The organism is Marinagarivorans cellulosilyticus (assembly GCF_021655555.1).
In the GTDB taxonomy this organism is placed as follows: domain Bacteria; phylum Pseudomonadota; class Gammaproteobacteria; order Pseudomonadales; family Cellvibrionaceae; genus Marinagarivorans; species Marinagarivorans cellulosilyticus.
In genome coordinates this window covers 3,364,852-3,383,602 of the sequence record NZ_AP023086.1, presented here as the reverse complement: position 1 = coordinate 3,383,602, position 18,751 = coordinate 3,364,852, and the positions used below count along the sequence as shown (strand labels likewise).

The window sequence follows — 18,751 nt, the reverse complement described above, 5'->3', positions numbered from 1 at the left end:
GGGGAACACAGTTAACTGCATATAACCACACAATTAACACCGCCGCTGTTACCTAGCGCACAGCGGTGTTAATTGGCGACCAGCGGCTAAGGCTTATTTCATATGTTTAAGTAAGCGCGACTTAAGCGCCGCCGGAATATTTTTAATGGTCAAGCTATCGCTCTCAGCATCATATACCACCGCCTCACCCAAGCAGCCCGAAGAAAAGCTCATACTCATCTGCTCATTGCGGCCACTTATACGCACATACTGCCTTAGCTGACCAGCATGCGGGACTAAGTCTGATGGCGGCTTCGCATCATGCGTCATTGCAAAGGCTTTAAAGTCTTCCGCACTATCGGGTGTCACATTCTGCGATAACGCATCAATCGTCACCGACTCCCCAGCCTTACTTTGCTCTAAACAATATTCCACAACTTTTTCACGTGTTTGCTCAGCGACCTCATCGGGCAGCTTGCGCGTATAATCCTCGACAACTGCCAGCAGCTGCTCGGTTTGCTTAGCCGTATCCAACTTATCGGTAAAACCGACCACCTTCTCAAACCACTCGCTGAGCTCTTTTTCACCTGGAGCGCGAACAAAAGTAAGGTACTTATTGCTTTCGCCACTTTGCCACTCCGAAAGATTAATTTTCGCCGCCATTAGAATATGCGAGGTATCCAGGTAATGCGTATCATCAAGCGCCATATCGCCATTGACTGCAAACGCTGCCTCATGAGCCGCCAAAAACAACCAGCATACCTCACCGGCCTCTAAAGCCTCGTGCGCAAAAAAACAGTAGGCATCCAAGACTTCCTCTGTTTGCCCGAGCAATACCTCAGCATGCTGAAGCCATTGCGTAGAAAACTTTAAGAAGCTAAAAGCCTCGCCTTGCCAACCCTCAAGCCAGGCCGGCAAGGGGTTCTCGCCAGCCGCATCATGAAAACGACCGTACACCTTGCCACCGCGCTTTAGCCACGCATGCTTTAAGGCGCGCGCGCAGTCCTCCGTTTTGCCCGTTAAAGGCCAAACCTCGCTGCATAGTGTTTTAGTTATCGGCGCCGACGGTGATGCACGGTATAACCGATGCGCAATAATGGACTTAAAAGCCACAAAGACACTCCTTCAGTGTATTAATAGTTATTTCTGAGTAATTCATCGATTGAAGTTAAGATGCGCACCACATCAGAAAGGGGATTTGGGTAAGCTGCAAAGGCTTGCTCCGCCATTGGCGCAATAGAACTCTCAGACGGCAGGGCCACACCGGATGCAAGCAGGGATCGCACCTGCGGCAAAAAAACAAATTGCAGCCACTGCTCCAGCGTTAGCGCATCCACGCAAAATGGCAAGCTACTTTGCAAAGCGCTAGGGGCGGGCGAACAAGGGCTCCAAAGCCCACCATTGCACAACGCTTCCTCTAGCTCCGCAAGGCACACCAACAACAAATTAGTTACAGCCATAGCGCGACTAGCAATTTAATTCACGTCGAAAAGGCGGCAAAGCATCTAATATTGCCTGCCCGTAACGCTTGGTTAAAAGGCGCTTATCTAAGATGGTAATCACGCCGTTATCGGTTTCGGTACGCAGCAACCGGCCGCAGGCTTGCACCAATTTAACAGCTGCGTCGGGCACGCTCATTTGCATAAAAGCATTCCCCCCCTGCTGCCCAATCCATTCGGCCATCGCCGCCTCGATAGGGTCATCAGGCACAGCAAAAGGAATCTTAGCAATAACGACATGCGCACAGTAATTACCAGGCAAGTCGACACCCTCTGCAAAACTTGCCAAGCCAAATAAAATGCTGCCCTTTTTTGCATCAACAGCCTTGCGATGATCACTTAATAGCGCTTGCTTGGATGCTGCCCCCTGCATGAGCACGCGGTCTTGCCATGAAGACGGCAGTGCCTCGAAGACTTGCAACATTTGTCGACGCGACGCAAATAACACCAACGACCCCATATCAGGGTCGATAATATCCGGCAGCAACTCAATGACGCTTTGCGTATGTGCCTCAGCATTTTGCGCCTCGACTGCGCGCGCAGGCACGCGCAACACAGCATTTTTATCGAAGTCAAAAGGGCTTGGCACCACCTCAAAAGTTGCATCTTTCGGGACGCCGGCACGCATAGAAAATCGGTCAAATGTACCGAGCGCCGTCAATGTGGCCGATGTTGCTATAGCCGCATAAGCTGGCTCCCACAAATGGGTAGAAAGTGTATGCGAAGCCAGAACTGGGCTAGAGACCAACTCAAAATCAACTGTTTCACCCTGCTCGATCAACGTTACCCAGCGCGCCATTGGCCAACGCGGATTCGCGGCACTATGGGCGAAACTCTTAAAAAGGTCTTGCGCAGCCTCTGCCCGCGTCCACCAACTACCCACAACACCAAACGCAGCTTCGCAACTTTGTTTATCGACAGAGCTATGCTCGTCTTCCAACAAACGGCTCAGCTCGTCTGTTAGCTTTTCAAATGCCTGCGCAAGCTGTGTAAACACCTCTTCACCTGCAGCGCACACCTCACCGATATCCGCCGGAACCTCGCCAGAATCAAAACGGTAGCGCACAGTAGGCTGGTTAGCATCCATCAACGGTATTAACGATTTAAGTAGCGGGGGCAGCATGTCCACACACTGACGCGCATCTTTTAGGTGCTTTTCCATGCCCTGAGCGCGACCAACCACGCCGATAGCGCTAGCAAACGGTTCCATAAAGCTCGACCACTGGCCTTCTGTTTGCCCCAACCAACGGCTTGTCGCCATAACGCGCGCATGCGCCGCAAAGTGGCTCAAGGCCTTATCTGGCAGATGGTGCCCTTCGTCGAAGATATAAATGGTATCGCTTGGCTTCGGTAAAATGGCACCGCCACCCAGAGCCAAATCAGCCAATACCAAATCATGGTTAGCGACTATCACATGGGCCTCATCAAGGCTTTCTCTGGCTTTAAAGAAGGCACAATTGCGAATATGCGAACACCGCCGTCCGGTACACTGCCTGTGATCTGTCGTCACCCTAGCCCACTGCTCTTGAGGGATTTCCTCATCCCAACTATCGCGATCGCCATCCCACTGATTACTCGAAAGCTGCGTAATCATGGAGTTATAAAGCGGGAGGTCTGAGTCGCTAGGGCCAACCTCCTCATAAAGGGGGATGTAGGGGTCATCATCATTTGCCAATAAGCGATCCAGCTTACTCAAGCACAAGTAGCGCCCACGCCCTTTGGCTAGCGTGTAATCAAAAGCCAACTGGGAATGCTTACGCACATCAGGCAAGTCTTTGAACATAATTTGTTCTTGCAGAGCAATTGTTGCCGTAGAAATAACAACTTTTTTATCGAGCATTCGGGCAACAGGAATTGCCGACAACAAGTAGGCAACGGTCTTACCAGTACCAGTACCAGCCTCAACTACGCAAACATGGCCATCACTCGTGCGCTCACCGTCGTTATCACTACTAATGCCGCCCAATGTACGCGCAATAGCAGCAATCATTAACTTTTGGCCGTAGCGCGGCTTATGCCCCTTCGCCTTAAGGTAGGTAGAGTAGCCTTGCTGGATGCATTGCTTAAGTTCGCTACTCAGCATGCTGAAGGGCCAACTTAGCAGCCACTGGATTTGCGTAAATACTCAAAAAACGCTCACGCCAAGCGGTAGGACACGCTTTTAATCGCGCTTCAAACTCTGCCATTGCGGCCTTATGGTCTTGCTCTTTATAGAGTTTAACTTCGGCCCCCATTACAACATTAGGCGCACAACCATGCACAATCGTGTGTGCAATGCAGTTAGTGGGCTGCAGCACGTAGTTCTCGGTTATTTGGCGATCCAATGCTGCCGCCACAGCCTCAACAGATTCCAACTCAGCTGTAAATGGCGAACCGAAAGACACATGAACCCGCCCCTTTTGCCCGGTAATGCCGCGCGCAATACTTTGCACATCTTCATGCTCTGCTTTTTCGTAAGCGCCCTGCTCAGCCACTATTGTTAGCTCACGAGCCTTCGCCTCATCACATGGGTCGTATTCATAGGAAATGCTGACCGGCACAATATTTAAAGACGCGATATAGTCGCCAAAAGCCTCCTGCTTAGGCTTATTTAATGCCAGCATACTAATGATGGCAGGGTTCGTAATATCCAAACTGTCTTTAGCCCGCCCCTCGCGCTGCGCAATCCAAAGGTTCGATTTATCCTGTGTTAGCGAATGATGCATATACGCCGACAGTTTTTTAGCGGCCTTTAATTTCTCTCGCGGCGACGTCGCACTTCGGTTAACAATAAAGCACTTATTTAAGCGCATTAAATCGCTAGCGAACGGCTTAGTTAGCAAGTTGTCCCCAATCGCAATGCGCAGGGTCTTAAACCCATTTTGGTACAACACCCAATTGACGAACGCTGGATCCATCGCAATATCGCGGTGGTTACTAATAAACAAATAGGGCTTTGTTTTATCCAGAGCCTCTAAACCAGAAACCGTAATTTTACTGGTGGTCTCATTAAGGTTTTTCGCTAAGTAGCTTTCTATTTTTGCTTGGAAGCCCTCAACAGAATCAACATCGCGAATTTCTTTATGTAAAGCACTGCGGGCCAAAGGGCGGGCCAAAGGTGCCATTAATCGGCTAAGCAATGGGCGCTTAAGGCGCACAATTGCATCGATAAATTCGTTGTCATTCAGTAAACGCAAGAGCGTAGCGCGCACTTCGTCGTCATTGTAGGGGCGAATATCGTCAAAGTCAGACATGGTGGGATAAGTCGGTCCAAAAAAGCCGACAAACATACCGAAATTAGCCCTTAAAAGCCACCTCGATAGGCATCTGATTCACGTAATTAAAGCGGCAAACTCTCAGCACAAAAATCACCCTGTGATACACTTTTTGTAGACACGGAGTAATGATTGCCCCATGAAAATACTACTGGTTGAAGACAGCGCCACACTTCGCTACGCCATCAGCCGCTATATCAACGAGGTTGGCCACGAGGCAATATTGGCGCAAGACGGCGAAGAAGCCATGCACATCGTGGACGAAACCGCTGTCGACATGATCATCATGGACGTAGAAATGCCAGGCCTCGACGGCTTTGAAACCACCAGCCTTATTCGCGAAATGCTGGGCGAACACTGGGTGCCCATTATTTTCGTAACCGGGAAAAGCGAAGAGAGCGACTTCAAAGAAGGCATCGAAGCTGGCGGCGACGATTACCTCATCAAACCCGTTAGCCGGGTAATTTTAAAAGCCAAAATTCGCGCAATGGAACGCATTATCGACATGCGTAACGAGCTCAATAAAGCCAACCGAGAGCTTACTGAACTCAGCGAACGCGACAGCCTTACTCGGCTTTACAACCGACGAACATTTGAAAACCGCGCACAAGATTATTGGCGACAAGCCAACCGTTCACGCGACCCACTTAGCATTCTGCTGCTAGACATAGACCACTTCAAAGCCTTCAACGATAGTTATGGCCATATTGCCGGCGACGATTGCATTCGCAAAGTTTCAGCCTCCATTGCGCAATGCGCCAACCGCCCCGGCGACATGGTGGCACGCTTTGGCGGGGAAGAGTTCATTGTATTACTGACTAACACGCCAGAATCTGGCGCGCGCCACGTGGCAGAACAAATTCGAGAAGCTATCTTGGACCTACGCATAGAGCATAGAGAATCCAGTGCCTGCGAATACGTTACTATCAGTATTGGCGGCGGCACACTCAACAACACCCAAAACGGTGACCTCACCTCCTTAGTACATGCCGCTGATCAGGCCCTTTATCGCTCAAAAGATAACGGTAGAAACTGCGTCTCCGTACGCCAATACACCCCGCTACCCAAGCTGCTATTGCTCGACCAGCATAGTCATACACGCCCAATGATAGAAAAACAGCTGCTTAGCCACTGCACCCTAATTTCTGCAGACACATACACCGACGCACTCAGCGCAGCGCAACAGCAAAACCCCGATATTGTTGTGCTCGATGACGACGACATTAATCAAGCGCTCAACTTTTGTCGTCACCTTTCAGAGCTTAACGCTGTGCGCGTCCCGATTATCCTCATTACCAACGAGGATGACTCCAATGCCCACACGCCATTCGACCAACTTGTGGTACTTCACAAGCCAGTCGACAGCCGCAGCTTGCTGGCCAATATAAACCGCTTTTTGCTATAAAAAACTGCCAAATCACCACGCCACTTCTGTTTTAGCGCCAGGCCTTTAACCCTAAAAACTGCAGTTGAATCAAAAAAGCCTACGCATCTTTTTGCCTCTCAACGGCAGTTTCTAGGTTAAAATGCCCGCTTGCACATAACGAGAATACACCATGCCCTCTTTTGATATTGTTTCTGAAGTCAACACCACTGACGCCCGTCACGCCATTGAAAACGCATCCCGAGAACTTGAAACCCGCTTTGATTTTCGTGGTGTAGAAGCCAGCTTTGAATGGAAAAAAGATCACCTAGTCATTAAGGCAGAACACGACTTTCAACTGCAGCAAATGATCGATATTTTACGCTCCAAACTTAGCCATCAAAAAGTCGACAGCAACACCATGGACATCGGCAAGCCAGCCCACTCAGGTAAAACCGTCAACCAAAGTATTCGCTTTAAAGAAGGCATTGATAGCGATCTAGCCCGCAAAATCGTCAAACTCATTAAAGACAGCAAGATAAAAGTACAAGCAAGTATCCAAGGCGAACAGCTTCGGGTTACCGGCAAAAAACGCGATGAGCTTCAAGGCGTTATGGCGCTGCTGCGCAAAGAAGATTTAGGCCAGCCACTGCAATTTAACAATTTCCGAGATTAATTATGGATAAAGCAAGCGCAAAACAAGAGCTGCTTTCTCAGACGGCCAAAATCAGCTGGGAAGAACTACAACGCTTTTTTGCTGCCGGGAAGCTGATATACGTCTCGCAGCCACTGGACTTAATTGAGGTGGGAGCAGAGCTTATCCAAGATAACAAGGCACAGTTCTTAGAGTGGACGCAAAGCCAAGCCATTCATCCAGTCAATGATGAACAAGCTCAATTGTGGTCCAAAAGCAACCCAACCCTATGGGCTGCTGCCGTGTCACCATGGGTTCTGATACAGGAGTTAAAAGCGGAGTAATGTTTCGCATTAACGCTTTTAAAAAAGTGAAAAAGCCCTGCATCAGTAGCTGTACAGGGCTTTAATTGCGGTAAGCGATTACCGCAATTAAACAAGCCCTAAACTACCACTACCGAATTTTCTTCGTAGCTAACGCGCGAAGGCACGTATTGATCGGCCGATTCATCGTTTTCCCAATGCTCGCCATCTAATAAATAACGAAACTCATGCTTTTCCCCAACGGGCAGCGAGAGTGTAGCGGCGAACTCACCTGTCTTTTGCTTACGCAGCTTCTGAGCATCAATATCCCAATCATTAAATGTTCCGACCAAATGAACGGTTTTTGCGCCCTGTAAGCGCTGCTTCGGAAGGATGAATTTAACCTTACAAATAGGCTTACTTTTAAGATAGTTTTTTTCGATTGTCATAACAGGACCGTAATTTACGTCGTATATTAAACGGAAGCACTTTTCAGGTATTACATCGCCCTTATTCGCGCAAGTTCGATAGCACTTTCATTCTATGACAAAATCGCAGCCTGCTTAAAATTTATTCAACTTTAGGCGTCATAATGGGGCAATAAAAACCATTATTTTATGCGCTAGCTGCCTGAGCCATGTCGGGCATCAGTTGTGTCAACGCTGTTATCAGTTCGTCGTCACTCCAGGGCTTATTTAAATAGATATCGACACCTGCGTTTTCAGCCAATAATTTGTGCCGAGCCGTAGTTCGCGATGTAATCATCGCTATAGGAACGGCGCTATAACGCGATTGCGAACGCATATGCGCAGCCAACTCTAAACCATTCATTCTTGGCATTTCTAAATCAATAAGCGCTACAGTGGGGACAATATTATCAATTTGAGCAATAGCCTCAAAGCCATCTTTGGCAGTCACAACCTCGTAGCCTAAGTCAGCCATAAATTGCGCTAACGCGCGCCGCGCGCTTAGCGAATCATCAACGACTAATGCAATGGGTTTTCGCACCAACTGCTGCGCGCGCTGAGCAGTCACGGTGCGCTCTTGCCAATGGAGAAGCTCCTCTTTAGTAAATCGCAAAGCCGGCAGATCATGGACATCCATAACTGCAGCAATAGAGCCGCTACCCAAAATAGCCGCCCCTGTAACGCCAATAGGTTTGTATGTTAGGCGACCTAAAGGTTTGATTACGTGCTCTTCACTTGCTCGTATTTGCTCCACCGCAATGCCACACAACTCTCCACCAGCCTTACTCGTAATAAGTAGCGCTGTGCAGGCGCTAATATTCGCCTCTGAAGCAAACCCGGCAATAACATTTAATGCTAACACCGGTACCTCATCGTCTTGCAACAGATAAAAATATTCACCTTGATCATTTTGCTGAATATCGCCTGCTTGCAAATAAATAATTTGCTGTAAACCACGACTAATAAGCCCCAACAATTGCTCTTCACACGACACCATCAATAAGTGCGCAGACATCACACTCATAGGGACCAATATTTCAAACTCTGTGCCAGCTCCCTGGTCACTCGACATTGTCAGCGTGCCTTTAAGCTGCCTCACCTGATCATTAACAACATCAAGCCCAATGCCTCGCCCTGAAGTTTGCGTTGCTTGCGCACGCGTACTAAACCCTGGCGTCAGAATCACTCGCTGTAATTCAGCGGAACTATGATCATGATCCGGCGCGATAAGCCCCCTGTCGATAGCGAGCTTTTCGATAGCGGCGTAATCAATGCCCTGCCCGTCGTCCTTCACACAAATACGCACGGACTCGCCCACCCGCTCAAAACTTAGCGTAACCACGCCTTCAGCACTTTTATTATTGGCCTCTCGAGCGGCCGCCGTCGTTTCTAAACCGTGATCAACTGCGTTGCGTAACAGATGCAGAATCGGGTCAGCAATTGTATGCAGCACCCTCGAATCAACCATGACATCATCGCCCTCTACAGCGAGCACCGCCGACTTTTTCGTTAGCCGAGCAGCTTGCCTTACTGCGCGAGAAAAACGAGACGTAAGAACAGACGCCGGCAACATCCTAATACCCAGCACTTGGTTTTGCATTTCAAAACCCATTTGGCGCTGATCGGTGACGATACCTTTTAATTCGAGCAGCGATTGATCCACATCTTTGACTGCCTCTTTGGCATCGGTTGTCACTTCCTGCAAGCGGCTCGCAAAACTGTGCAGCTCGTTATACCGCTCAAGCTCCAAAGGATCCATTTCAGACTCGCCGCTAATGCCAGCCGCTACCGACATTGCGCCTTCACGCGCTAAGCGTTTATCTAAATCTTCAGCTAACTCCAGCAATTGATTCTGAAAACGCAAGACCGACTCAATAACGCCTTGAGCCGCTCCTGCGCGCGACAATATTTGGGTATTGGCAATTTGAATTTCACCTGCAACACGCAACAAGTCCGTCGCCTTATCATCTGAGATAGTAAGGTTAAACTGAGGTTTTGAATCCTCCTCTTCATTGGCACTCTTGTTCTCGCCGGTAAACTGAGGTTGAATTTTAGGCTCAAGTGACGAAGAAATATCTTGCGCTTGTATATCGACATCAGCAGCTGACGCCTCATCGGACGGCACCAATTGCTCAGCAATCGAATCCTCATTTTGGGCCGCAATATTATCGCCCGAGTGCTCCTCAACAGCTTGCGATGCCAGAGCCTCAATATCTAATAACTCATCGCCAAATAATGCATCTAAACCAACATCATCAATATCAACCTCATCCAAAAGCGCATCAATATCACTCAAGGACGAATCATCAGCACTATCCTCTAGCACCGCAAAAAGCTCAGCGTCATCAACAAGCAGCTCATCAATAGCTTGACGGTCAATCGCTATATCTTCGGCTAGTACAATATCCATTTCGTTGGCAGCTGTATTCTCTGCTGGCAATATTTCTAAACGTTCATTCGGCTGCTTGGTTAATGCTGCACCCTCAAAGCTTTCTTGAAAATCGATGTTTTCATGAACATCGACCACACCAGCAACACCGGCCCCTTCATCAAAATCGACACTGCCAGCGCACGGAGCCTGCTCGTCTTTAACCGCCATGTCAGCTTCTGGGCTAATGTCCAATATCGTTAAATCTACATCACCAAAACCCAACGCTTCGTTACTAAGCTCATCCTCCAATTCAACAACAGCGCCTCTTTTATTCACTAGCGGCTCTACTGACTCGCGCAATAAAGGTGGCGCCATCGATTCAGGCATTTCAGGTTCGCTAAGCGAGGCATCACCACGTAACACCTGCAGCAATTGCTCCAGCAAAGCACCAACATTATCAGGAGCAGGCGCAAAGCCTTGCAAGTAATCTGAAATGTTAGCTAGGCAGTCTGCAGCATCTAATAACAGGTCCGCAAAGCCATCACCAGCGCTAGCACCTTTTTGGTGAACCTCAAGCAAATCCTCGCAGTAATGCATTAAGTTAGCGATGCCATGAATGCCGACAACATTGCCTGCACCTTTAATGGTGTGCGCCACCCGCTGGGCCGTCAGCAAATAAGAGCCGTCACCCGTTCGAATATAATGTTCTATAGAGGCTGAAAATGATTCTGACTGTGCAGGCAATTCGGTAATTAAACCATCCAGCAACTCAGGCCGAACATCATCGGGCGCAGCCAAGCTGGCATCTTCATCAGAAACAGCCTGCGGATAAAGATTTTCATGTTCATCCACTATTACATCTGATGCAGCAAAGGCAGCCAATAGCGACTGCCTATCTTCTGCAGATAATGGCATTGGCCAATCTGGACCAGTTAAGTAAGTAATTAATTCTTGCGCACCGCTTGCAGTAATTCCTTTGGCCAACACACCTTGTAAATAGCCTAAAAAAACAATCGGCCAACGCGACACCGCCACCTGCACAGGTTCTGGCGGTGGCAATTTAAGCGCGGCTAACTCATAAAAAGTTTTAACCAGATAGTCACAGCTGATGGCCAAGCCTGCAAGCCCAACCATTTGCACTGCACGAGATAAATGCTCTAACTGCCCTCCGACATACTGAAAATGCTCAGACCATATGCAGTGATCGCTCCACAAATATTCGGGCTCGGAGCCTACATAATCCGCAATTTCATTGCGCAATAAATCAAGAAGCTCTTGCTGATCGGCCGATAAGCTGTCGTATGCCACGGTGCAGCCTACTAACTGGCTTTAGTCAAAAGTGCGGACTCTGCTTCGAGCAGTTCGCTGGGCAACTTAAAGAGGTTTACCTGAGCAACCAGAGAAGCAGATTGATTTTTCAAACCATCGGTATAGGCTTTTTGCTGCCCCAGCTGACTACCCGTTTTTTCGGTAAAGTTTCGAATAATCATCGCTCGGTCACGCACTCGACTCGTTACTTCAGCTTGTCTAATCGCACTTTGCGCCATAACCGCAACAAGCTGCACAAGCTCATTAGTCGTTTTGTCGGTATCGTTCATACGGCGCCCTGCCAATTCAGCAGTCTTTGTGCCCGCCGCCACTTCGGCAATAAGCTTATTCATAATATTTACCGTATCCGATGTCTCGACACGAATATTGTTTACCATTGAAGAAATGTCCGCTGTTGCTTCACGGGCATTTTCAGCCAAGCGCTGAACCTCATCGGCAACAACCGCAAACCCTTTACCCGCTTCACCCGCAGAAGCCGCATGCATACTGGCATTTAGGGCCAGTATGTGTGTTCGTTCAGCAATGGTGTTAATCAAGCTCACAATCCCAGAAACTTCTTGCGAGCGGTCGCCCAAGCGCTTAATACGCTTTTCTGTTTCGGAAATGGTTTCGCGAATACCTAAAATACTGGCAACCGCGCCTTCTACCGACTCACGCGCTTGTTGCGTACTAGAGATCGCCTCTTTGGCTAAGCTATCTGCATCACCTGCTTTAGCAGCAATATCGTTCATCGCTCGCGCGGAGGTTTCTAACGCCTTGGCAGTGGCAATAACTTGTTTACGCTCATCTTCAGCTACGCGTACAACTGCCGATGATTGAACCTGTAGTACATCGGCAACTTTATCGACTTCACCAGAAATAGTGCGCACTTGGGCCAATGTTTTGGCTGTTTCTGATGTTAATAGGTTAATAGCATCCGATACTGTACCGGTAATATCGGCAGACACAGGTACCTTAATTGTGAGGTCTTTGCGTGCAATAGTTCCTACCGCACGAATTAAAGAAATAATTGAGTTATTTAGGCGCTCGTTCTCTAACGATTGCTCCTCTAAGTTTTGAATACGCTCATCAAGCAGTTGGTTAAAAGCACGCCCTAAATCACCTAACTCGTCATTTTCAATAAGCTTTACTCGCGCCTTGAGCTTGCCTCGGTTAATCCGGCGAATCACGCTTTGTATGTGCGCCATAGGGAAAACAATGCTCTTATAGATAAAGTAAACCCCCATCGCTGTTGCCGTCACGATCACAAATACCATCACAATAAACGCAGCAACAATCAACTGTGCCAGTTCAGCCGCTGCAGCTTCGGTCGATAGAACTTGATCGTTCACCGTAGCAGCCAAAACAACCAAGGCATTATTTAAGCTTCGCTCCAGTTCACCTTCACGCGCGCTAAGAACCTGCGCATTTTTCAAAGAATATGCAAACTCTTCAAAAGCCGCCGAATAGCCATCAACGACCTCCAACGCATTGATCACCGATTCTCGGGATACCATCTCGATGTTGTCAAAAACAGCTTCATACCCTGTCGTTGTTGGCTGTGCACGATACGCAAATTCGGCAGCGCGCAACTGCGCCAGTGCCAACGGGTCAACCACCACGTCATCGAGCGCGAGCGCCGCCGCGTCCAACGCCTTTTCGCGTTCAAGCAAGCCGCTTTGTACAGCCGCCTGCTCACCAACCGCCACAAGAAATTGATTCAACAAATCTGTGACATTGCTTAGCTCGGAACCATTTGCCAACTTGCTGCTACGCAACTGATCAAGCAATGCCTCAGCATCGGCTTTACCGTCTAAATTACTCTTAAGTTGACTGCTTTGCGTCGCTAACGATACCAACGCAGCTTGCAACTGGTTGAGTTGTGCACGCTCTTTCGCTTGCTGTGTCTGCATATTAATTTGCACAAAATAAGCGATACCAATTGCGATAAAACCCACACAAAGACCAGCGACAAGCGCCATAATCTTCTGAGATATTCGCAAGTTAAAAAGGAAATTCATAAGAATCACTCCAAGGTGAGCGTGAAATTAAAATTTACTGTGCTGCCAATTGTTTAAAAGTACTTCGAAAATCCAACTCAAACCACGGAACACCATCAATCATAAACCGGCGGGTTAACAAATTCTGAATTGACTCAGGTGCAGCGGTAAAATCTTTATTAAAAGCAACGTAGGTTAAATCGAACGTTCTAGGGGGCGCATCACACAGTAATGCAGCACAATCGTCACCTTTACCTAAAATAATAACCTGGCGAGCCTGCACGGCAGGGGCGGAACGGTCGCCATCTATAAAGCGGTTAATGTCGTAAACTGGCGCCAAGTTGCCACGTAGATTCATCAAACCTAAGAAATAATTAGGAGAATTGGGCAAAGTTGTCAAAATTGGCTGGGAAACAAACTCACAGAACACACCAATAGGGAGCAGGATATGAATACCGCCAAGAATAACGCCGTAGCCCCGCTGCCTATCCCAACGATTTGAGGCCATCGGGGTATCAACAGGCTGAGGCATGGCGTCAGTCGGGTTAAAAGCAGCGCCAGTAAGTTTATTCATAAGCCCGTTAACTTCATGCGCTTTGAATAGCGTTTAAAATTTGTTCGCTTTTGTACGGCTTAGGAATTACCGCCTTACCACCTTGAATTTTTGCCCAGACCTCATCGGCCTTCTGGTTTTTACTGGTAACAAAAATAACGGGGATTTTTCCAGTTTCATGGTCACTGGTTATCAAACGGCAGGCCTCGTAACCATCCACGCCTTCCATAACGACATCCATCAGAATTAAATCTGGGCGCGCCGACTTAGCAATTTTATAAGCTTCTTCTCCATCCGAGGCTGTCACAACGCTATAACCGGCCTCCTCAACAATACCTTTCAAATTAGCCAAATCAACGGGCGAATCATCAACAATTAAAATTTTGCTAGTGGTCATTACTGTTTATCTCCTTGCGGTTTGAAATGTTTTTTCAATACATTTTCAAAGTCATTGTGATTTATAGGTTTAACTAAATAAGTATCGCAGCCGGCCAAAGCCCCCTTTAACTTATCGAAAGAAGAAGACCGGCTTGTCAGTAGAACAATAGGTGTAGACTTATATTGTTTTAACTTTCGTATACGCTTGCAAGCGGCATAACCATCCATGCCAGGCATAACAACATCTAAGAAAATTACGTCGTATTGGATACGCTGCATTTGCTCTAATGCCAGCTCGGCACTCTCGACCAAATGCGCCTGCACGCCAAGCAAGCTAAATTGAATTTCTATTTGCTTGCGCACCGGCAAGCTATCGTCAACGACCAATGCCCGTTTTAAGCCCGGAAGGACATTATCACCAACGCCACCTTTTAATAATCGAATACCTGCCAAGGTCTCACCCGAAACCCGACCATCATCACGACCGATCTCAAACTCAGGGAAAAACTTTAACTCTTTAATCGTATAGTCATCTAAGGTTTTTAAGAATTTACTCGGGTTTAGTGGAACAGGGACAATCAATTCATCACCAATAAGGGCGCTGCCTGTTTTGGCCAAACGGATAATCGGTTTTTGAATATCACCTGACTCGCGACGACTAAACCAGTGCGCCATAACATTAGGGTTATTTGCACATAACACTAAAATATCAACATCGCCGGCGACACTAGTTGCATTCGAGGCAATAGCTACCGCGCGATATGCACGAATTCGATAACCAGTAACACTGAAGATACGTTTAAAAGCAGCAAGCGCATTCGGGTTAGCCCCAATGATGCCAACTGTAAACTCGCGAGATGCCGCTGGTTTTTGCGCTGTAATTTGTTGCATAGACATCAATATGAATTAGAGGTCAAAGACCATAATGTTTAGCTATTCAGGTAATGAACGTTGCTACACTTCAAGAAGTGTCACGCAACATCAGCACTGAAAATACACAAGCCACCAAATACATCATAGCGACACCAAGAACGCATTGCTTAAAAAATAAACAAAATGGCGCAAACCAAATGTTTTTGGCAGCAAGAGCTTCTCGCCACTAGCAATGGCGCGTATTCTAACCTATTACAAGTTCAATACTAGCGTTAACATGAACTACATTTCAGAGTATGCTGATTCATCAAGCCAACTTAGAAACATGTTACTAAAATATCACTCGCCACACTTAGAGGAGTACACAACTCGTGATCCACGCCGAACCTGGCTACAACTATTTTCTTGTAGCGCTCTCATATTTCATTGCAGCCTTTGGTTCATACACGGGGCTTCAACTTGTTCGCGGCATCCGCAACGCCCAAGAAGGCCAACGCGGAAAATGGATTATTTCTGCATCGTTTGCTTTGGGTGGCGGCGCCGTATGGGCAATGCACTTTATTGGCATGATCGCTTACGATATGGGCATGCCTGTCGTTTATGATCCATTACTCACAGCAGCCTCTCTTGCTATTGCTGTATTCGTGGTCGGCCTAGGGCTTTACCTGCTAAGCATTCGCCCTAATTCATTAGCGATGCTGCTAATTGCAGGCGTAATTGCGGGTGCGGGGGTATCGAGCATGCACTACAGCGGCATGGCCGCCATGATTACCGCGGCCGACATGAGCTACAACAACACATTAGTTATTGTATCGGTCATTATTGGAATCGCCGCGGCAACCGCTGCTTTTTGGCTAGCGTTCAACCTTGAAGGCACGCTGCAAATGATTGGCGCTTCGTTTGTTATGGCCTTTGCTGTTTGCGGCATGCACTACGTCGGCATGGAGGCCATGATTATGACACCAAATCACAACCTTTTGATGCCAGAGTCTGGGGTTGAACCCTTAACCATGGGGCTCTTCATTTTCTGTTTTGCCATGATCATGTTGGTGCTTTGCCTAATCGTCACGCTGAGTCAGTTAAATAAGCGTATGTATGAAGCACTTGAAGCAGAAGATGATGAGGACGACGAAGACGCCGTTCGCGCTTAAGTTAGCCACTATTCGCTTTCCTTAAAAACGCTCGATGCCGTCTACGGTTTCGGGCGTTTTTTCCATCATTACGTTATATCCCTTATCTAAGCCTTACATATAACTCCAGACTAATGAGTTCTAATAAAAAGTTATTACTTCCCCGCCTCCTATAACATCCCAAGCAATGATGATAATTTGTCCTTAAGGGTCTTATTTTGTCGCACTTAAGCACCAAAGCCCACAATAACTTGTTGATACAGGCGTCAAGTTATTTCAAAATCAGCTAATAGGAATTGCTGAACATAGCAATTTTTATGGACTTCAATATTCAAGCACTGAATACTTCAGTTTTTAGCCGCGGGCTGTTTAACATATGTTACATATAGATCCTTTAACATCTAGGATGAATAGCTCCAGAAATATTTAACCCACTAACCTAAGGAAGACTTCATGAAAGTTTTGATTCTCGCCTCTTCATTTAGCGGCCTGTGCCAGCGTGTTTTAAGAGAATTAGTATTACTCGGACATGATATTGATCAACATTACGGCATGGACGAGCCAGTACTAAGACGACAGATCTCAGCCTTTCAGCCTGATTTAATTCTGTGTCCATTTCTTACCCATCGCATACCAGAAGACATTTGGCGCGCTCATAAATGCCTTATTGTGCACCCAGGTATTGAGGGGGATCGCGGCCCTTCATCCATTGATTATGCCATTACTCAAGATGCTGCCCAATGGGGAGTTACGCTGCTACAAGCCGATAGCGAAATGGATGCTGGTGACATTTGGGGCACACAAAATTTCCCCCTTCGCCGTGCAGGCAAAACCAGTGTTTATAAGCGCGAGGTTAGCTCGACCGCCGTTGCGCTTATAAAGCAGGCTTTGCTTGACTTCGAGAACACCGCCTTCACACCCAAACCGCTCGACTACAATAACCCCAACGTTGAAGGCACTTGCAACCCGCTGCTACGACAACCGATGCGCGCCATTAATTGGGACCAAGACAACACCCATACCATCATCCAAAAACTCTTTGCTGCCGATACCACACCAGGCCTACTAGACCACCTGCTTGGCCACGACATTCACCTTTTTGGTCCCGCGAACGAGCCACACTTAAAAGGCAAGCCCAAGCAAATACTAGCGATTCGCCACGGTGCGGTTTGTATCGGCACGCTCGATGGCGCCGTTTGGATCAAGCAAATGAAGTGTAAAACACACCCAGACTTGCCAGCCATTAAACTACCAGCGGCCAGAGTGATTAATGTTTTAGCCGGCAATAGCGATTTAGGTTTAATTGGCGACTTCGATTCCAGCGCCATTGACGATATTCGCGTAGAGCGCCAAGGCGACACCGCCTACGTCTATTTTGACTTTTATAATGGCGCTGCCAACACGCAGCAATGCTTACGCCTGAAACACACCTTAGCTCAAGTAAAAACTAGTGATGCTAAAGTGATTGTCCTAATGGGCGGCGAAGACTTTTTCAGTAACGGCATACATTTAAACTGCATTGAAGCCGCTAGCGATCCAGCACTGGAATCTTGGCAGAATATTAATGCTATCGACGACGTGGTTGAGGAAATCATAAATACCCCCAACCAGCTTACCGTTGCCGCGCTTCGCAATAATGCCGGAGCTGGGGGAGCTATTTTGGCGCTCGCTTGCGACAAAGTTATTATCCGCGAAGGTGTCGTACTAAACCCGCACTACCAAAAAATGGGGCTATACGGCTCCGAGTACTGGACCTACTTACTACCAAAACGCGTAGGCCAATCACTCGCCGCCGAACTCACAAGCCAATGCGAGCCACTATTAGCGAGCGAAGCTATTAATTGCCAATTTGCGGATCAAATGCTGCCGGAGGACTGGGAGCAATACCACGAACATTTGCATCACTTCTGCCAACAGCAATCAACTCAAATCGACTTATCAGCTGAGCTTGAACGCAAGCGAGCACAGCGAGCAGCAGACGAGAAAGCGAAGCCTTTAAGTGCATACCGTACCGAAGAACTTGCCAAAATGAGAGAGATTTTTTACAACCCAGAAAGCTCTTACCACATGGAACGCAAACTGTTTGTGTACAAAGGCAAACCGCCAGTAGCAGCGCAGCATGAAAATGCACCGCAGGCCTCAGCCTCAAACGCTAACGTCGCTTAGATCTTTCTATATGCGGGGGGCACACCCTCCCGCTTTTCCTGCATAACAATCCTACTTTAGCTTTTCCATCACGAAGGGCGTATCCCCTACCAGAAACGTCAACAGCTCGGCGTCGCGATCATAGCTAAATTCAAAGTCCGCAAAAACATCACAATTACCCGCGTCATCATGCAAAAAGACCAAATACCCCTTTGGCGCTTTAGGGTCGGCAACCTTGTCGTGTTTATTCGTCTCGTAGCGGCACGTTTTTTTCATGTCGTCGCGAACAAAGCGCGATAGCGATAGCTCGCATAACTCCTCAGCCTGTAAATTCAAACCTATCGTCGTATTGCCATCACTGTACTGCCACTGTCCTTGCAGACCATTTGTCGCACAGCCAACCAAAGAGCTCAGCGCGCCCCCCAGCATTAATAGCGTTTTTCTCATACCCACCTCCTATAAAAACTCATGGCGATAACACCCTATAAAGTTGCA

16 protein-coding genes are annotated in these 18,751 nt (G+C 47.8%); 5 read left to right on the top strand and 11 right to left on the bottom strand.

All coding sequences use genetic code 11. The features are described 5' to 3' along the window. Window positions 1-93 precede the first annotated feature (93 nt). The 4 genes from MARGE09_RS13570 to MARGE09_RS13555 are packed head-to-tail and all read right to left on the bottom strand — an operon-like array spanning window position 94 to window position 4,711. Window positions 94-1,092, bottom strand: a complete 999-nt coding sequence (locus MARGE09_RS13570; protein WP_236982703.1) for a nucleoid-associated protein — start codon at window positions 1,090-1,092, stop codon at window positions 94-96. Window positions 1,093-1,112: 20 nt separating this feature from the next. After that, the gene (locus MARGE09_RS13565; protein ID WP_236982702.1) at window positions 1,113-1,439 is read right to left on the bottom strand and encodes a YqcC family protein; all 327 of its coding nucleotides are present in this window, start codon (window positions 1,437-1,439) and stop codon (window positions 1,113-1,115) included. 7 nt (window positions 1,440-1,446) lie between these two features. Then, complete coding sequence (dinG, locus tag MARGE09_RS13560; protein ID WP_236982701.1) at window positions 1,447-3,561, bottom strand: ATP-dependent DNA helicase DinG; 2,115 nt, start codon at window positions 3,559-3,561, stop codon at window positions 1,447-1,449. Further along, entirely contained in the window at window positions 3,551-4,711 is a 1,161-nt protein-coding gene (locus MARGE09_RS13555; protein WP_236982699.1) for a 1-acyl-sn-glycerol-3-phosphate acyltransferase, read from the bottom strand. Before MARGE09_RS13555 ends, dinG begins: the two co-directional genes overlap by 11 nt. A 160-nt stretch (window positions 4,712-4,871) precedes the next feature. On the opposite strand from MARGE09_RS13555, the gene MARGE09_RS13550 reads away from it, so the two are divergent. From MARGE09_RS13550 to MARGE09_RS13540, 3 genes are all read left to right on the top strand, one after another. Beyond that, entirely contained in the window at window positions 4,872-6,137 is a 1,266-nt protein-coding gene (locus MARGE09_RS13550; protein WP_236982697.1) for a GGDEF domain-containing response regulator, read from the top strand. Window positions 6,138-6,288: 151 nt separating this feature from the next. Beyond that, window positions 6,289-6,771 carry a YajQ family cyclic di-GMP-binding protein gene (locus tag MARGE09_RS13545; protein ID WP_236982695.1) on the top strand — a complete coding sequence of 161 codons (483 nt, stop codon included), beginning with the start codon at window positions 6,289-6,291 and terminating at the stop codon, window positions 6,769-6,771. Between the two features lie 2 nt (window positions 6,772-6,773). Beyond that, a complete protein-coding gene (locus MARGE09_RS13540) occupies window positions 6,774-7,073 on the top strand; it encodes a DUF2288 domain-containing protein (RefSeq protein WP_236982693.1) in 300 nt (99 codons plus the stop codon). A gap of 98 nt (window positions 7,074-7,171) precedes the next feature. On the opposite strand, the gene MARGE09_RS13535 is transcribed toward MARGE09_RS13540, so the two are convergent. From MARGE09_RS13535 to MARGE09_RS13510, 6 genes are all read right to left on the bottom strand, one after another. Continuing rightward, the gene (locus MARGE09_RS13535) at window positions 7,172-7,480 is read right to left on the bottom strand and encodes an isoamylase early set domain-containing protein (RefSeq protein ID WP_236982691.1); all 309 of its coding nucleotides are present in this window, start codon (window positions 7,478-7,480) and stop codon (window positions 7,172-7,174) included. A 166-nt stretch (window positions 7,481-7,646) separates the two neighbouring features. After that, a complete protein-coding gene (locus MARGE09_RS13530) occupies window positions 7,647-11,177 on the bottom strand; it encodes a hybrid sensor histidine kinase/response regulator (protein WP_236982689.1) in 3,531 nt (1,176 codons plus the stop codon). Between the two features lie 11 nt (window positions 11,178-11,188). Then, complete coding sequence (locus tag MARGE09_RS13525; protein WP_236982687.1) at window positions 11,189-13,198, bottom strand: methyl-accepting chemotaxis protein; 2,010 nt, start codon at window positions 13,196-13,198, stop codon at window positions 11,189-11,191. Between the two features lie 34 nt (window positions 13,199-13,232). Next, entirely contained in the window at window positions 13,233-13,751 is a 519-nt protein-coding gene (locus MARGE09_RS13520; RefSeq protein WP_236982685.1) for a chemotaxis protein CheW, read from the bottom strand. A gap of 13 nt (window positions 13,752-13,764) precedes the next feature. Then, on the bottom strand, window positions 13,765-14,127 hold the full coding sequence (locus MARGE09_RS13515) for a response regulator (RefSeq protein WP_236982683.1): 363 nt from the start codon (window positions 14,125-14,127) through the stop codon (window positions 13,765-13,767). Then, window positions 14,127-14,999, bottom strand: coding sequence for a response regulator (locus tag MARGE09_RS13510; RefSeq protein ID WP_236982681.1), 873 nt, complete (start codon window positions 14,997-14,999; stop codon window positions 14,127-14,129). The genes MARGE09_RS13515 and MARGE09_RS13510 overlap by 1 nt, the downstream gene beginning before the upstream one ends. 353 nt (window positions 15,000-15,352) lie before the next feature. On the opposite strand from MARGE09_RS13510, the gene MARGE09_RS13505 reads away from it, so the two are divergent. Both MARGE09_RS13505 and MARGE09_RS13500 read left to right on the top strand, forming a co-directional pair. Then, entirely contained in the window at window positions 15,353-16,132 is a 780-nt protein-coding gene (locus MARGE09_RS13505; protein WP_236982679.1) for an MHYT domain-containing protein, read from the top strand. A gap of 432 nt (window positions 16,133-16,564) precedes the next feature. Further along, the gene (locus MARGE09_RS13500; RefSeq protein WP_236982677.1) at window positions 16,565-18,277 is read left to right on the top strand and encodes an enoyl-CoA hydratase-related protein; all 1,713 of its coding nucleotides are present in this window, start codon (window positions 16,565-16,567) and stop codon (window positions 18,275-18,277) included. A 51-nt stretch (window positions 18,278-18,328) separates the two neighbouring features. Here MARGE09_RS13500 and MARGE09_RS13495 read toward each other — a convergent pair whose 3' ends face one another. Further along, complete coding sequence (locus tag MARGE09_RS13495) at window positions 18,329-18,703, bottom strand: hypothetical protein (RefSeq protein WP_236982675.1); 375 nt, start codon at window positions 18,701-18,703, stop codon at window positions 18,329-18,331. Window positions 18,704-18,751 lie beyond the last annotated feature (48 nt).

Coding starts and splice junctions, on each gene's coding strand:
- MARGE09_RS13565 (WP_236982702.1), bottom strand. CDS start 1,439: ATGGCTGTAACTAATTTGTTGTTGGTGTGCCTTGCGGAGCTAGAGGAA.
- MARGE09_RS13535 (WP_236982691.1), bottom strand. CDS start 7,480: ATGACAATCGAAAAAAACTATCTTAAAAGTAAGCCTATTTGTAAGGTT.
- MARGE09_RS13510 (WP_236982681.1), bottom strand. CDS start 14,999: ATGCAACAAATTACAGCGCAAAAACCAGCGGCATCTCGCGAGTTTACA.
- MARGE09_RS13500 (WP_236982677.1), top strand. CDS start 16,565: ATGAAAGTTTTGATTCTCGCCTCTTCATTTAGCGGCCTGTGCCAGCGT.
- MARGE09_RS13515 (WP_236982683.1), bottom strand. CDS start 14,127: ATGACCACTAGCAAAATTTTAATTGTTGATGATTCGCCCGTTGATTTG.
- dinG (WP_236982701.1), bottom strand. CDS start 3,561: ATGCTGAGTAGCGAACTTAAGCAATGCATCCAGCAAGGCTACTCTACC.
- MARGE09_RS13550 (WP_236982697.1), top strand. CDS start 4,872: ATGAAAATACTACTGGTTGAAGACAGCGCCACACTTCGCTACGCCATC.
- MARGE09_RS13495 (WP_236982675.1), bottom strand. CDS start 18,703: ATGAGAAAAACGCTATTAATGCTGGGGGGCGCGCTGAGCTCTTTGGTT.
- MARGE09_RS13540 (WP_236982693.1), top strand. CDS start 6,774: ATGGATAAAGCAAGCGCAAAACAAGAGCTGCTTTCTCAGACGGCCAAA.
- MARGE09_RS13545 (WP_236982695.1), top strand. CDS start 6,289: ATGCCCTCTTTTGATATTGTTTCTGAAGTCAACACCACTGACGCCCGT.
- MARGE09_RS13555 (WP_236982699.1), bottom strand. CDS start 4,711: ATGTCTGACTTTGACGATATTCGCCCCTACAATGACGACGAAGTGCGC.
- MARGE09_RS13525 (WP_236982687.1), bottom strand. CDS start 13,198: ATGAATTTCCTTTTTAACTTGCGAATATCTCAGAAGATTATGGCGCTT.
- MARGE09_RS13520 (WP_236982685.1), bottom strand. CDS start 13,751: ATGAATAAACTTACTGGCGCTGCTTTTAACCCGACTGACGCCATGCCT.